Annotated in this window: 12 protein-coding genes; 2 read left to right on the top strand and 10 right to left on the bottom strand. The window is 35.1% G+C overall.

The genetic code is table 11. The features are described 5' to 3' along the window. Positions 1-132 precede the first annotated feature (132 nt). Positions 133-897, top strand: a complete 765-nt coding sequence (locus ACQWU4_RS17245) for a DUF6759 domain-containing protein (protein ID WP_429937004.1) — start codon at positions 133-135, stop codon at positions 895-897. A gap of 64 nt (positions 898-961) precedes the next feature. On the opposite strand, the gene ACQWU4_RS17250 is transcribed toward ACQWU4_RS17245, so the two are convergent. From ACQWU4_RS17250 to ACQWU4_RS17280, 7 genes are all read right to left on the bottom strand, one after another. Beyond that, on the bottom strand, positions 962-1,918 hold the full coding sequence (locus tag ACQWU4_RS17250) for an acetyl-CoA carboxylase carboxyltransferase subunit alpha (protein ID WP_429937005.1): 957 nt from the start codon (positions 1,916-1,918) through the stop codon (positions 962-964). Positions 1,919-1,966: 48 nt separating this feature from the next. After that, positions 1,967-3,694: a glutamate--tRNA ligase gene (gene gltX / locus ACQWU4_RS17255; protein ID WP_429937006.1), complete on the bottom strand. Its 1,728-nt coding sequence runs from the start codon at positions 3,692-3,694 to the stop codon at positions 1,967-1,969. Between the two features lie 130 nt (positions 3,695-3,824). Further along, a complete protein-coding gene (locus tag ACQWU4_RS17260) occupies positions 3,825-4,733 on the bottom strand; it encodes a glycosyltransferase family 2 protein (RefSeq protein ID WP_429937007.1) in 909 nt (302 codons plus the stop codon). 33 nt (positions 4,734-4,766) lie between these two features. After that, positions 4,767-6,281 carry a hypothetical protein gene (locus ACQWU4_RS17265; protein ID WP_429937008.1) on the bottom strand — a complete coding sequence of 505 codons (1,515 nt, stop codon included), beginning with the start codon at positions 6,279-6,281 and terminating at the stop codon, positions 4,767-4,769. A 20-nt stretch (positions 6,282-6,301) separates the two neighbouring features. Beyond that, positions 6,302-7,537, bottom strand: a complete 1,236-nt coding sequence (locus ACQWU4_RS17270) for a glycosyltransferase family 61 protein (protein WP_429937009.1) — start codon at positions 7,535-7,537, stop codon at positions 6,302-6,304. Positions 7,538-7,602: 65 nt separating this feature from the next. Then, positions 7,603-8,787, bottom strand: coding sequence for a glycosyltransferase family 4 protein (locus ACQWU4_RS17275; protein WP_429937010.1), 1,185 nt, complete (start codon positions 8,785-8,787; stop codon positions 7,603-7,605). Continuing rightward, on the bottom strand, positions 8,784-9,761 hold the full coding sequence (locus ACQWU4_RS17280; protein ID WP_429937011.1) for a glycosyltransferase family protein: 978 nt from the start codon (positions 9,759-9,761) through the stop codon (positions 8,784-8,786). The genes ACQWU4_RS17275 and ACQWU4_RS17280 overlap by 4 nt, the downstream gene beginning before the upstream one ends. Positions 9,762-9,802: 41 nt before the next feature. Here ACQWU4_RS17280 and ACQWU4_RS17285 point away from each other — a divergent pair, with 41 nt between their 5' ends. Next, complete coding sequence (locus ACQWU4_RS17285; RefSeq protein ID WP_429937012.1) at positions 9,803-10,900, top strand: glycosyltransferase family 4 protein; 1,098 nt, start codon at positions 9,803-9,805, stop codon at positions 10,898-10,900. Here ACQWU4_RS17285 and ACQWU4_RS17290 read toward each other — a convergent pair. The 3 genes from ACQWU4_RS17290 to rocD form a co-directional block, all read right to left on the bottom strand. Beyond that, positions 10,897-11,640 (bottom strand): polysaccharide deacetylase family protein, encoded by a 744-nt coding sequence (locus tag ACQWU4_RS17290; protein WP_429937013.1) that lies wholly within the window; start codon positions 11,638-11,640, stop codon positions 10,897-10,899. The genes ACQWU4_RS17285 and ACQWU4_RS17290 overlap by 4 nt on opposite strands. A 364-nt stretch (positions 11,641-12,004) precedes the next feature. Then, positions 12,005-12,760, bottom strand: a complete 756-nt coding sequence (locus tag ACQWU4_RS17295; protein WP_429937014.1) for a glycosyltransferase family 2 protein — start codon at positions 12,758-12,760, stop codon at positions 12,005-12,007. Further along, positions 12,760-14,007, bottom strand: coding sequence for an ornithine--oxo-acid transaminase (gene rocD / locus ACQWU4_RS17300; protein ID WP_429937015.1), 1,248 nt, complete (start codon positions 14,005-14,007; stop codon positions 12,760-12,762). The genes ACQWU4_RS17295 and rocD overlap by 1 nt, the downstream gene beginning before the upstream one ends. Positions 14,008-14,357: the final 350 nt, after the last annotated feature.

The following is a 14,357-nucleotide window of genomic DNA, read 5'->3' on the forward strand; positions in this document are numbered from 1 at the left end:
TTTTTTATTTAAGATTAGTATTAATTTTTAGCTTAATTTTAAAGCAGTGCAAAGATAATGATTTTAATGATAAACTAAAAAATGACTTTTCACGTTATTGATATATTTAATACTATTTTAAAGACTTGATTAATGAAAAAAAACTTTCTGCTTATATTTCTATGCATTTTTGCCTTAGGTTTCTCCCAAAAAAAGAAGAAATCGAAATCCAAGGCTGTAGTAGAAAAAGAAACAGTAATCATCTATACAGAACAGGATGCTGAGGCTTCGAAAGAAGCAAGGGTAATTGCAGGCTTCCTGAAACAAAATCCCGGACACGCCAAAACAGATTATTTTAAAAGAAAACTGATTGATATGATTATGGCTGATAATTCTCCTGAAGCCAAACCTACCATCAAGCCGATCAGTAAAGAAAAAATTGAAAAAATTGTTCAGAATAATGAGCTGAACAGCGGTAAAGTGGCAGCTGCCAATAAAACATCTGCTGAAAATAGTGCCAAGAACACGGACAAAGTGAATGATGCTATCAATGCCTTGAAAGAAGAGAGACTTGCAAGCTATGCTTCAACAAGTTCAAACAAGACTGCCGGTGTTGCCAAGTCAGAGCCTAGTGAAGCCAATAAAAAAACTGCGGCAATGCTTACCCATCTTTTCAATAATGATATGAATAAAAATGAAGCTTATGTTAATATCAAGAACAGATCGAGCTGTAATCTGGTTATAAAGATAAGCGGAAAGAAATATTATAATTTAACTGTTCCGGCAAAAGGACAGAATTTTATTCTGATAGATAAGGGAGAGTATGTACTGACTACCATGGTATGTGATGCAAAATACTCTTCAATCAAAAAAGTTACCCAGGATATTGAGATTGCGCTCAACGTAGCGGACGACTAAATAATGTAATTAAGAAGTACTATAAATAAAAACGGTTAAGAAATTTTCTTAACCGTTTATTTTTTTATCCTTTAAACTGTCCCATTGCAATGAATTTCTCTTGTCTTTGGGTTTCAAGTTCCTGTCCTGAGAACTTTGAAAAAGCTTTGATATTCTGTAAAATCGAATGTTTCAGATTCAGATAAGCTGCTTCCGGATCATATTGAGCACCTCCAAGCGGTTCTTCAATAATACCGTCAATGAATTTTTCTCTTAAAGCATCTTTTGGAGTAAGGTTCAATGCATTGGCTGCATCTTCTTTGTGATCCCAGTTTCTCCATAAGATGGAAGAGCAGCTTTCCGGTGCAATTACGGTATACCATGTATTTTCAAGCATGTATACTTTGTTTCCTACACCTATTCCCAAAGCTCCGCCACTCGCTCCTTCACCGATGATATAAGTGAAAATAGGAGTTTTAAGCTGAACCATTTCAAAAATATTCCTTGCAATAGCTTCACCCTGGCCTCTTTCTTCAGCTTCTAATCCCGGATAAGCTCCCGGTGTGTCTACTAAAGTTACTACAGGAATATTGAATTTTTCAGCAAGCTTCATTAGTCTTAAAGCTTTTCTGTATCCTTCAGGGTTCGGCATTCCGAATCTTCTGTATTGTCTTTCTTTGGTAGTTCTCCCTTTCTGGGTTCCTATGATCATTACTTTCTGACCGTCCAATGTAGCCAGTCCGCCAATCATTGCAGGGTCATCTGCGAAATTTCTGTCTCCGTGAAGTTCCAGAAAACTTCCTTTATCTACCATTCCGTTGATATAGTCAATTGTATAAGGACGATCAGGATGACGGGATAGTTGTACTCTCTGCCAAGGGGTAAGGTTTCCGTAGATTTCTTTTTTCTTTTCCAAAATCTTATCCTCAATCTGGCTGCATGCTAATTTTACATCAACACCACTTTCTTCTCCTACTAAAGAACAAGTCTGAAGTTGATCCATCAGATCTTTTATAGGAAGTTCGAAACTTAAATATTCCATTTCTTGAAGTAAATTAAATCTTTCAAATTTATGAAAAATTATGAAAAACTATTTAAAATTATTGATAGCATTGTTTATTCGGGAGATAGTTTCCTCTTTTCCAATCAGTTCCATGATATCCGGAACGTCCGGGCCTTTCAGTTCTCCTACCAGAGACAAACGAAGCGGCATCATCACTTTTCCCATCCCCAGGCCTTTGTTTTCCACAAAATCATGGACTTCCTGCTTCAGTATTTCTGAGGTAAATTCAATAGTGGTAAGGTTTTCTGCCAATTCACCTAAAATAGCAGACGTTTCATCGTTCCATGCTTTTTTCGATGCTTTCTCATCATATGAAACAGGAGCTTCAAAGAAAAATTTTCCGTTTTCGTAAATGTCTTTAGGAAAAGTTGCTCTTTCTTTCATCAGGCCAATGATCTTGACCAGTTTTTCATCAGAAACACCGGAAAGGTTAAAATTTGTATTCTTAAGCATCTGAAGAAGTTCGTCATCCGACTTCATCTGGATATACTGATGATTGAACCATTCAGATTTTTCTTTACTGAATCTAGCACCTGCCTTATGTACTTTATGAAGATCGAATTCTTTCGCCATTTCTTCCAGAGACAGAACTTCTTTATCATCTGCAGGAGACCATCCCAGCAAGGCTACCATATTGATGAATGCATCAGGAAGGTATCCGTTTTCTCTATATCCTTTGGAAACAGCTCCCGTTGCAGGGTCTTTAAAATCCAGCGGGAATACAGGGAACCCAAATTTATCACCATCTCTTTTGCTTAATTTTCCGGAAAGCCCCTTCTTTAAAAACTGTTTTACAGAAGCAGTTAACGGATTATCCTTGTCATTTTCTCCCAACATAGATTTGAATCTCGGGCTTTTTACCTCTGCAAAGAATGATTTGATAAGCTCTGCTGATTCATCGAAAGAAAACTGGCTGTTTTTCAATACAAATTCTTCTGTAAAAGATTTTGTAATGCTGTCGATATTATCTTTATTAATTAAAGTTGATACATCCGGCTTTAAAATCAGGGAAAGGTGGGCAAACTGAGGCGCTTCCCAGCTCATTGCTTCGTATAGTAAAGTGTGAAGTCCTAAAGACGGCAGCCATTCTTCTCCACGGATTACGTGGGAAATTTCCATTTCGTGGTCATCAATGATGTTGGCAAAATGGTAAGTAGGCATTCCATCGTTCTTTACAAGAACTTTATCGTCCAATGTATTGGTATTCACAGACGAATGTCCACGGATGATATCTTCAAGATTCAGGGTTCTGTCCACCGGCATTTTGAATCTTACTACATAAGGGGTCTTTTCATCCAGTAGTTTCTGAACCTCTTCTTCAGAAAGTGCAACACTGTTTCTCAGTCGGTTTCTGGTTTTGTTATCATAAGAGAAAACCTCTCCGTTGGCTTCAAACTCAGCACGGATGGCATCCAGCTCTTCAGGGGTATCGAAAGCGATGTAGGCATAATCTGTTTTCAGGATCTGCTCTGTGTATCTGTCATAGATATCTCTTCTTTCGGACTGTCTGTAAGGGGCAAATTTTCCTCCTTTCTTAGGACTTTCATCAGGAATGATTCCGCACCATTCTAAAGCTTCTTCGATATATTCTTCAGCTCCTTCCACATATCTTGCCGTATCTGTATCTTCAATACGAAGTACAAATTCACCACCCTGGTTTTTGGCAAAAAGATAATCATATAATGCGGTTCTTACGCCTCCCAAATGCAAAGGTCCTGTAGGACTTGGAGCAAAACGGACTCTTACTTTCTCCATTTCAATAAAAATTTTGTGCAAATTTACTTAAAATTATATGTTTTAAGGATTATTTACAGTTCTGTTATCGGCTTTTTTTATTTCAAAGATTAAAAAAGGATAAAGTCGAAAATGACTCCATCCTTTTTATTTATTTTTTAAGCATCAGCAGTTTAAAGAACAGGACAGGATTTTTGTACTTGACTCTGTATTTTTCTTTTTTCCATTCTGTTCGCAGTCTTTCTTTTTCGGATTCTGAATCCGTTTCTGATAAAAGAATCTCATATTTGAAATGGATAAGCTTAAGCCTGTATTTTTTATAAAGTTCCTGATCGGCTTTTATATAATCGATATATTTATCGGTAACCTTTTCATAAGAGTCTTTCATCAGTTTCCAGTTTCTCGAAAGGCTGGTGGAAAGTATTCTGTAATAAAATAGTTTTTTGTCGATGAATCCTATTTTATACCCTTTTGAGGTCAACCTTAGATTCATGTCCCAATCTTCGGTGTTGATATTTTCATCAAACGGATATTGTACCAGAATCTCTTTTTTTACAAATGTTCCTACATTGGCTGTTTTGTTTTCGGAAACATTTTCATGGAAAAAATTGTCAAGGGTATCTATGATCTCTTTTTTGTCTTTTTGGGTATAGGCATCTGTCATTTTATCTTCAGACTGATAGTATTTGTAACCGTCTGAAAGGATAAAATCTACAGGATTCTTCTGGATATAGGATACTTTCTCCGCAATACTGTCTTCCGTATACCAGTCATCCCCTGAAAGAAGAGAAATATATTCTCCTGACGCATGCGAAACAGCAATGTTAATATTCTTTGCCACACCAAAACTTTCTGTATTCCTGATCATTTTGTAATGCCGGCCAAACTTTGAAAGGACCTTCTCAGCATTTTCAAATGTATTGTCTTTGGAAGCATTATCTAAAAAAATAATCTCATAATTAGGGTAAGTCTGCGAAATAGCGGATGTGCAAGCCTGCTCAATGAACTGCTCATGGTTCATGGTGATGATGATAAGGCTTACAAGCGGGGGAGTATTCATTGTTTAAAGATACTGATTTTAGATAGGATGAATTTAATTGCCGTAAATTGTAAAGTATTTTGTCTTCTTAATTACTTTTTTCTGTTTTATAAGTTCAAGAGTCATTGAACTGACAAAGAAACCTTCTTTATAATAAGGAAGAAGTTCGTTATCTACAGCGATTGTATTTGTCTTTAATTTTTGCAGATCAGATTTCCAGCTTGGATATTCAACATCAATCTCCCATGATGCACGGTTTAAAAAACTTAAATTAATAATATCCAGAAGAGGGGAAGCAGGCAGGAAAATAACATCTTTGTGTATGCTATGAATCTGTTGTGCCTCCAAGATATACGAATATTCTTTTTCCGAAACCAGTAATCCTGAAACTGCCGGAACGTTTTTAATAAAGAGGTGTTTAGATGAAAGGCTTTCTGAAGAGTACGGATACTTGCTTCTGTAGAGCGAAAAAACGGTTAATACGATTCCCCATAAAAGGAAGAAAAACCTGTCTTGCTTTTCTATGAATTTATAAAGAAGAATCAAAATAAAAAAAGCCGGTGTATTATATCCCCAGGAAATAGAAGAACACCATCCGAGAAACAGAAGTAAAAATATAAATTTATTCTGCCTTTCATACTTTAGAAACAGGATGAATAAGAGAACATATAAAACATAGGCTCCTTTGAATTGTCCGTCATTAAAAAAAGGAGATATGATGAAAATGGGCAATACAACCAGTAATACTGTTTCAACTATATTTTTATTAATTTTTATAAAATAGATCAGGATCAGTAAAAGAATATAGATTATAGTGTGAAAATTTTTTTCAAAAGAAAAGTAGGGAGCTATACAGCCTTCATAAAGATATGATGGTGATGCAGATTGTAAAACCTGCTCCACAAATAAGTTGAAATTTTCAATAATCCGATACTGAAACAGTATGGCAACTAAAAATAAAAAAGAAGGAATAAAAACGTATAAATCCTTTTTTGTAATCACAAATTTTTTAAACAGATCAATCAGGATAATGACAGATGCACCCAGCCCGAAAATAATAAATGACTGTTTGGTAAGTGAGGCAAATACAATAAAGAGGAGTGAGCTGAGATACCATTTTTTTTTATAAAATAATAAAGCAAGTACAGAAAAGAAAATTCCATCTATGGTATGCCATGGCATGACCGGAAAAGTATGGAGAAAACATAATACCAGAAATACAGTAGTCTGCAGATCCTTCCTTTCAAAAATCAGCTTCTGTATAACATGGCAGATGATAAAGCTTTCTATAATAACAAGAATCCTGGAAATGAGAATTGAATAATCAAACTGCAGCGGAATAAACTTTAGAAGGTAATCCCAGAAGATAACTCCAAAAAAAGGACGGATAAAATCGAAATCCTTGTAAATAACCTGTCCGGCTTTTAACCTTCCTACTGCAGACAGCTGAAAGCCTAAATCAACCTGGTTAATGGAATAAACACTTATGAAAGCAAAATACAAACCTGATAAAAATAATATTCCGTAGGAGAAAATCTGTTTTTTATTATAAGCCGGTACTGAATTCATATTTTGTAATTATCGTGTGTTTAATCTGCTTCTTTTGGTATATTGATTAGTTTATCCAGATATTGACTGAAAACTTCAGGATCCAGTCTGTAATCTTCATGAAAACCTTCATGATCCTGAGGATAAATATAAAAATAAAGATCAAAACCTACTTCTTTGGCTAGCGTAGAAAAAATAGCGAAATCTCCCCAGATAGAGCTGAACCAGCTTAAACCTTTTGCGTCTGCATTAGCAAACAGCCCATTCGTCCAGGCTGCACCGCTGGGGCCTATCATATAATCAGCGTTGTTTACCATATAGATTTGCTCATGAATATTCAGGTCTTCAAAGAAAACTTCTTCAAATCCATGTTTTTTTGCAACTTCCAGGATTTCTTCGTCATTATATTTTCTGTACTGGGATCTTCTGGAAATAAATATTTTTTTAACGGGCTGAATATGAACTTTGGTAAGATCTAAGTTATCAAAAGCTGTTTTTCTGAGATATTGAAGGGAAGATTTTGATAATTTGGCAAATCCAGCTTCATACTTCATACCCGGCATGATATTCGGGACTGCATAATTATTGCTTGTGATGTGCCACAGCTTTTTAAACTGGTAATAATTTTTTTCGTGGCTGAGGAATACAATTTTATAATCTTTGAGAAAGAACATTAACAGGTCTTTCAAATTTTCAACCTTCTGTATATCCTCATCTATAACGATAAGCTTATTTTTTGCATCGGGAATATATTTGAAAAACTCAACTTTGGAAAGGATGTCAACCAGAAAATGATAATAGTTGAAGGTAAAAGTTCCGCCCAGAAAAATCGCCTCCTCATCATAATACACATTCTTATAATTCTTTACCTTGGCAAGAGTTATTGAATGCTGCATCAGATTGTTGGTGTTGTACACATAGGTGATCTTGTCATCATCATGCCATTTTTCATAATAGATCTTTTCTTTTTTCAGATCTAAAAAATAAGTGGAATTCGGAATGCACAATACATTTTGAAGAGCAAAAATCTCTATGGCATTTTTAGGCGTTTTTACAGAAACCTGTGGAGCATCAAAAGTTTTGGGCAGAAAAAGTTCTGACTCCTGTTTTTCAGTAATCTTAATTCTTTCCGTACAATATTTTGATGGTATAGAATCCAGCGGTAAAAAATCTGTTACCAGTCTTTTTGCTTTTCTGAAAAAAGATTTGATATAATATTTTTTTCTGAGTGCTTTAAGCTGTTTCTCTAAATTTTCAATTTGTTCCTTAGCATTCATATTCTAAAACTTAAGATGAACTAAGAAGTTCGGTCATTATTTCAGATGATGCATAGGTGTATTTTCTATTTAACCTCCTGGTAATAACGTATGGTTTCATCAACCATTTTATCAATGCCGAATTTTAATTCTATTAATTTTCTTGCATTAACTGATAGTCTGTTTCTTAGGTCATCGTCTTTAAAAATAAGACTTATTTTTTCATGGAAGTTTTCTTCCCTGGCAATGAGGCCATTTACAGGCTCTTCGATGATCTCTTTAAATGAATCTATCGCAGAACATACAACAGGTTTCTGCATGGCCATTACCTCGAGCAAAGATAAGCTAAAATTTTCACCTTTAGAGGGGAAGCATACTACCTCTGCTTTGCTGATGAGGTCTACAATTTCAGGACCGGATTTATTGCCATAAAAATAAACCGAATTTTTGATTTCAGAATCTTGGATATCAGCTATATAGTCAGGGTAATGATTCGGCTTTCCAATGAAATGGAGGGATGCTTCCGGATAATTTTTTTTAAGTTTAATAAAAGAATTGATCAGGGTTTCTGCCCCTTTTTCAAAAGAGACATTTCCTAAATAAAAGACAGATTCGGGAATAATTTCCGCATTTTCTACAGGTTTGTAGAATTTTTCATCAATCCCGTTGTAGATAAGTTTCGGCTCTTTGATGTCGAACAGGTTTTTATTGATCGATTCATTATATCTGGATATCGTAATGATGTTTTTTGAGCTTTTAAAAGCTGCTTTTTCACAGAAGATCCGCCCTTTGTGAACTTTTTTATATCCGAAATATTTTTCCAGAACAGACCAGGAGCCGTGGCACCTGATCACGTAAGGGATATCTTTTGGTATGGAAAGCGCCAGACCATCAAAGTCATGGGTTTCTGCAATATCGAAATGAAAGTTGTTTTTTTTGATCCATGCACTTATTTTATCCGATATGATTTTCTTCTCGGATAAATAGGTTTTAAAATGAATCTGTTCAAAAGCTTTTACTTTTCCGGTAGATGATCTTAGCAGTTCAAGAAAAGGATTGGCTTTGAAAATATCTTTCACGGAATGAATCTTTACCCCGTCTTCCTCTACATCAAATGTGTATTTTGAGATCAGGAACACACGTACCGAGATTCCTCTCTTTACAAGTTCTGCACATAAATTTTTATAAAAAACGCCTGTACCGCCTACTTTAGGAGTGCGGGAAGATTTGTATTCTCTGGTTACAATAAGCACATTTTTTATTTCTTTCATGAATTCAGTTTAAATACTGTATTTACCCAATGGTCGAGAGTATATTTATTATAAATTTCTTCAGGCAGCTTTTCGTATGGAGTACTGAAAAAATCTTTTTTCACATTACGGAAATTCTTATCCAGCACCAAAATATTATTTGGATTGTAAAAATCATACATTTTGATGGTAGGATTATCTGTAATAATTTTCTTTTCCAGAGCCATTGCTTCGAATATCCTGAAGCTTAGTCCGGTCTGGTCTGCACGCATCAGGTCAAGAATCACTTTCGTATTTTTATAATAGGCCGGTAGTGCGTGATGAGGTATTTTTTTTCTTCCGAATTTTAAAATATGAATGTTTTTTTGATCAATGATCTGGTTCAGCTTATTTTTCCAGCCTTTTTTGCCCACCATATATACCTCGAATTTTAGTTTCATCGGATATAGACGGTTGATCAGTAAGTTCAGCCCGGAAAGCCTTTTTTGATCATAAGATGTGATGTAGAACAGGTCCAGCTTCGGATGCTGCTGCGATGCAGGAATATGATCAAGATAATTATAATTGGTAATTTTTTCGAATCCGAAATTTTTCACATCATTATCGTCAAAAGAAAATATCGTATCGAAATAATGCAGAAGATGTGTTGCCGGGTTTCTGGCCATGCTGTCGTAAAGATAGGCAATGTTCCGGTCTGCATATTCCCGGATCTTCTGGTGAATACTTTCGTCAATAGCCTCTGGGTTAATAACCAGAATCTGGTCCTGTCGTCCTATTTTTTCCAGAGATTCCAGTATGAAACTTTGTCTTTTGTGATATTTCGGGTTTTTGCCCAGAAAAATCTTACTGAAAGTGTTTTTTATACGCTCTCCGGTATTTTTATGGGTAAAGGCTCCGATGTTGATATGGCATGCCTCAATGCCTTTATCACTCAGTTTTTCCACTATGTGTTCATCATAATGCCAGAAATCGAAGCTGATTAAACAAATTTTCATACTGCAAAAATAAAAATTTCATAATTAAATTTATATTTTTGATGAAAACCCTGACTGGAATGCAAAAGAAAATTCTTATTGATGCCGAAAGATTAAAGTACCCGAAGTCGGGAATTGCCAACGTATGTGTTTCATTAATAAAGGGTCTGGACGAGAAAGCTTCTGATTTTGAGTATAGTTTTTATGGACCAAAAAAAAATATTCCGGAGACGAAAAAAAAGTTTAATATCATTGACTGGAAGTTCTGGCAAAAGAAAATTTCGATCAATACCCGGTCTTTTGCCCTGATTCATACAACTCACCAGCTTTCTAAATATTTTCATACTGTAAAAAACGGGCAGAAAAAGGTTGTTACGCTCCATGATCTTAATTTTCTTCATGATGGAAGCTCAGAGCAGAAAGTAAGAAAATATACTAAAGTTGTTCAGAAGAATATAGGAAATGCAGATGCCATAGTTTGTATTTCAGAATTTGTAAAAGAAGATTTTCTTAAAAACAAGGGGCTTTTTACTCTTAAAACTAATGTGAGAGTAGAAGTAATCTACAACGGCCTGATCTTTCCCCAAACCACAGAAGTAAATTCTGACAAAAAATACAATTTTATCGGGAAGAAATATATTTTAAATATCGGAGTGCTTTTTCCGAAAAAAAATCAGAATGTGCTGCTGGACCTTATTGCAAAAAACGACAGGGATCTTGTTCTGGTAACTTCGTCTGCAAAGTCTGATTATAAAGAGAAGTTTCTGGAAAAAGTTAAAACTTTAGGACTGGAAGACAGGGTACACATCATGGAAAATATTGATAATTCCGAAAAATATTTCCTTCTTGCACATTGTGAATCGTATTGTCATCCTTCACTGGCAGAAGGTTTTGGAATTCCTCCTGTGGAAGCAATGTACTTTGGAAAGCCTGTTTTTTTAAGTAAACTGACGAGCCTTCCGGAAATTGGCGGAGATCTGGCTTTTTACTTTGATAATTTTTCAGCAGAACGTATGCAGCAGGTTTATGCATCCGGAATGCAGATTTATGCTTCTAAATCGGAAGAGTATGCTTTACGGTTAAAAGAAAGGGCAATAAAGTTCGGATATCTTGAGATGGCTGATGCTTATGAAAAGCTTTACAGCGAACTGCTGAATTAAAATTTGATCTTTCCGAGTCTCAGTTTCCATTTAAATGTACTGAAACTATCATCTCCTTTGATATCAATCCTTTTGATTTCAAATTTATTCTTCCACGGATAATAGGCTATATTATTACCGATACGTACTGCTGAGGTAATTCCTGCCTTTTCAAGGATGGAAAAGAATTCCTTTTTCTGTTCTCCTTTTTTAGGAAACTTACCGTAAGGGTAGGCGAGTACCTTTGTAAAAGGAATCTCTTTTTCCTCCAGGGTACGGATATTTTCATGAATATCATCAGCTGCTTCCTGAAGGGAGATCTGGGAATAATTCCTGTGGGAATGGCTGTGAAGGGCAATCTCTACATATTTTGGATTAAGGGATCTGATCTCATCAAATGTCATCATTTCACGCTTTGTATCCTCCTGGTTATTTTGTATAAGTCCGGTTGGGATAAAGATCGTAGCTTTTTGCTGATATTTCTCCAATAATGGTATCAGATGCTGAAGGTTGTTGAGGTAGCCATCATCAAAAGTAAGAATCAGTTTATGTTTCAGCTGTGTGTTGGTATTCAGATCATTGAAGAATAAGGTATTGTAATTGCTTTTAATATACTTAAGCTGCTTTTCCAGATTTTCTGCTGACACAGTAAGCGTGTCTCTGCCTGGAATTTCTTTCTCGGGCAGAATTTTATGATACATGAGAATACGAACACTGTCTGTTTTTGAAAATCCGAGTGTCCTTTTGACGAATTTGAGCATGGTTATCTGAATTTTAAACCATATGTTTTTATAAGATGTATACCTATAAAATTTATTTATGGTTTATATAATTCTGTTATTTTTATATATTGACTAATTTATTACTATGAGTCTACATAAAAAGACATCTGTTACAATTTTCAAAATTAATTAAATATTGAATGCATGAGCTTAAAAATAAATTAAAATGAATTGTAAATGACTGAAACTGATTACAAAATTAAAGAAAGAGATACCGAATAAAGGTGTTAAAAGGACAAACAGAAACTAATTACCTATCTATAACTTATAATATTTTTTAAAACAGATGAAGGAGATCATCGGTAAAATAGAAGTTGGCTGCTTCTGTTTTAAATCCAAAATCTTATTTGAATTTAAGGATCTCATTGATCTTTATATATTTCAGAAAAGTGTAGAATGCTCCAGTAATAGATATGTAAAATCCGGCGAGACCATCCAAAAAACCCAGCTTGAAAAAATAAGTTTTCATGAAGTCATAGAAAGGAGAAAAAATGATCTTGAGAATGGATACTGATTTTCCGTTGGAGACCTTTTTTTCTGCCATCAGCTGTGTATAATTATTGATTTTCTCAATATGATGGGCAATACTTTTGTAAGTGTAATGATTAATATTTCCGGGTAATTTCCCTTTTTTATCTTGTGTAATAAAACATTCATGCACCAGATCGTCAGTATATTTTCCGTGCCCTTTTTTGAAGAATCTTTCTCTCCATACATTTCCCCAGCCTCCATATTTAATGGTTTTTTTCAATAGGATATTGTTGAAATGGATCTCGTATACATTAAAAGAAGGATCTGAACTTTTTAAAATCTCTTTAATGGCATTTATAGCCGTTTCGTCCGGAACTTCATCGGAATCTAAAAACAGGATCCATTCTCCTGAAGCTTCGGACAGGGTATAGTTTTTCTGACAGCCGAAGCCGTGAAATTTTTTTCTTATAAATTTTACCTTTGGAAACCCGGTACAGATTTCTTCGGTTTTGTCTGTGGAAAAAGAATCAACGACAATAATCTCATCAGCTATCTCATGGATGCTTCTGATGCTTTTCTCAATGATTCTTTCCCCATTTAAAACAATATAACAGACTGATAACTTCATTAATGAAATTCTGTAATAGTTTTTTCAATGATTTTTACGCAGTCTAAAAGCTGCTCTTCTGTAATAACCAAAGGCGGTGCCAATCTGATAATGTTTCCGTGGGTAGGTTTTGCAAGGAGGCCGTTTTCTTTTAACTGCAGACATAAATTCCAGGCTGTTGAACTTTCCGGAGTGTCATTAATTAAAATAGCATTTAAAAGGCCTTTTCCTCTTACTTTGGTAATAAGACTATTTTTTTCGATGATCTTTTCAATTTCGGATCTGAAAAGCTGACCCAGTTGTTCTGCTCTTTCAGACAGTTTTTCATCAGCAACTACATCAAGCGCTGCTACTGCCACTGCACAGGCAATTGGATTTCCTCCAAATGTTGAACCGTGCTGTCCCGGCTTGATCACATTCATGATATCGTCATTGGCTAATACGGCTGATACGGGATACATTCCCCCTGAAAGGGCTTTTCCTAAAATAAGAATATCCGGCTGTACATTTTCATGGTGACATGCGATTAATTGTCCTGTTCTTGCAATTCCGGTCTGAACCTCATCTGCAATAAACAAAACGTTATGTTTTTTACATAAATCAGAGGCATTTTTCAGGAAACCTTCGTCCGGAACATACACACCGGCTTCACCCTGAATAGGCTCTACTAAGAATGCGGCAATGTTTCCTGCTTCTCTGTTCAGAACTTCTTCCAATGCTGCAATATCGTTGTAAGGAATTTTTATGAATCCGGGTGTAAAAGGGCCATAGTTCTGGTTGGCATCGGGATCATTGGAGAAAGAAACAATGGTAGTTGTTCTTCCGTGGAAATTATTTTCACAAACAATGATCTTGGCTGCATTTTCTGAAATCCCTTTTACTTCATAGCTCCATTTTCTTGCTAATTTTACGGCAGTTTCAACAGCTTCAGCTCCGGAATTCATAGGAAGAACCTTATCAAATCCGAAAAGAGAAGTAATTTTCTGCTCGTACTCTCCTAATTTTGAATTGTAAAATGCTCTTGAAGTAAGTGCCAGTTTCTGAGCCTGATTTACTAGAGCAGATACAATTTTAGGATGCGAATGTCCTTGATTAACAGCAGAATATGCTGAAAGAAAATCATAGTATTTCTTACCTTCCACATCCCATACAAAAACACCTTCTCCGCGGTCAAGAACTACTGGAAGAGGGTGATAATTGTGTGCTCCGTGCTTGTCTTCAAGGTCAATAAGATACTGTGAATTTTTTGCTGTTGCTGCTGTTGACATATGTTTTGGTTTTCTACAAATTTAAGCATTATTAATGAGATGTATAAACAAAAACGTAATAGGGTATATAGCAGTAATTAAAGTATATTTTAAGGTTTGGGTGGGTAGTTTCAGAAAATATTTCTTTTCTGGATTATGGGTTACAGGTTTTATATCTTTATCAGCTAATATTTTTTCTTCAGAGCTGAAAGAAAATAATAGCGATTGAGAATATGTTTTTAAGTATTTATAGCTTTTTGATATCCATTTTATTGGTAAGTGAATTTATTTCTTCAATAGATCAAGAGGTCACACATTCACCGAAAATCTCTTTTGTCCAGTACATTGAATTAAAATACGAGTAATATTAA

Origin of the sequence: Chryseobacterium sp. MIQD13 (genome assembly GCF_050496705.1) — a bacterium.
Lineage (GTDB): Bacteria > Bacteroidota > Bacteroidia > Flavobacteriales > Weeksellaceae > Chryseobacterium.

Bases quoted from the DNA above. Each gene is read 5' to 3' on its own strand.
- gltX (WP_429937006.1), bottom strand. From the start codon at position 3,694: ATGGAGAAAGTAAGAGTCCGTTTTGCTCCAAGTCCTACAGGACCTTTG.
- ACQWU4_RS17250 (WP_429937005.1), bottom strand. From the start codon at position 1,918: ATGGAATATTTAAGTTTCGAACTTCCTATAAAAGATCTGATGGATCAA.
- ACQWU4_RS17295 (WP_429937014.1), bottom strand. From the start codon at position 12,760: ATGAAGTTATCAGTCTGTTATATTGTTTTAAATGGGGAAAGAATCATT.
- ACQWU4_RS17285 (WP_429937012.1), top strand. From the start codon at position 9,803: ATGAAAACCCTGACTGGAATGCAAAAGAAAATTCTTATTGATGCCGAA.
- ACQWU4_RS17245 (WP_429937004.1), top strand. From the start codon at position 133: ATGAAAAAAAACTTTCTGCTTATATTTCTATGCATTTTTGCCTTAGGT.
- ACQWU4_RS17275 (WP_429937010.1), bottom strand. From the start codon at position 8,787: ATGAAAGAAATAAAAAATGTGCTTATTGTAACCAGAGAATACAAATCT.
- ACQWU4_RS17265 (WP_429937008.1), bottom strand. From the start codon at position 6,281: ATGAATTCAGTACCGGCTTATAATAAAAAACAGATTTTCTCCTACGGA.
- ACQWU4_RS17290 (WP_429937013.1), bottom strand. From the start codon at position 11,640: ATGCTCAAATTCGTCAAAAGGACACTCGGATTTTCAAAAACAGACAGT.
- ACQWU4_RS17270 (WP_429937009.1), bottom strand. From the start codon at position 7,537: ATGAATGCTAAGGAACAAATTGAAAATTTAGAGAAACAGCTTAAAGCA.
- rocD (WP_429937015.1), bottom strand. From the start codon at position 14,007: ATGTCAACAGCAGCAACAGCAAAAAATTCACAGTATCTTATTGACCTT.
- ACQWU4_RS17280 (WP_429937011.1), bottom strand. From the start codon at position 9,761: ATGAAAATTTGTTTAATCAGCTTCGATTTCTGGCATTATGATGAACAC.
- ACQWU4_RS17260 (WP_429937007.1), bottom strand. From the start codon at position 4,733: ATGAATACTCCCCCGCTTGTAAGCCTTATCATCATCACCATGAACCAT.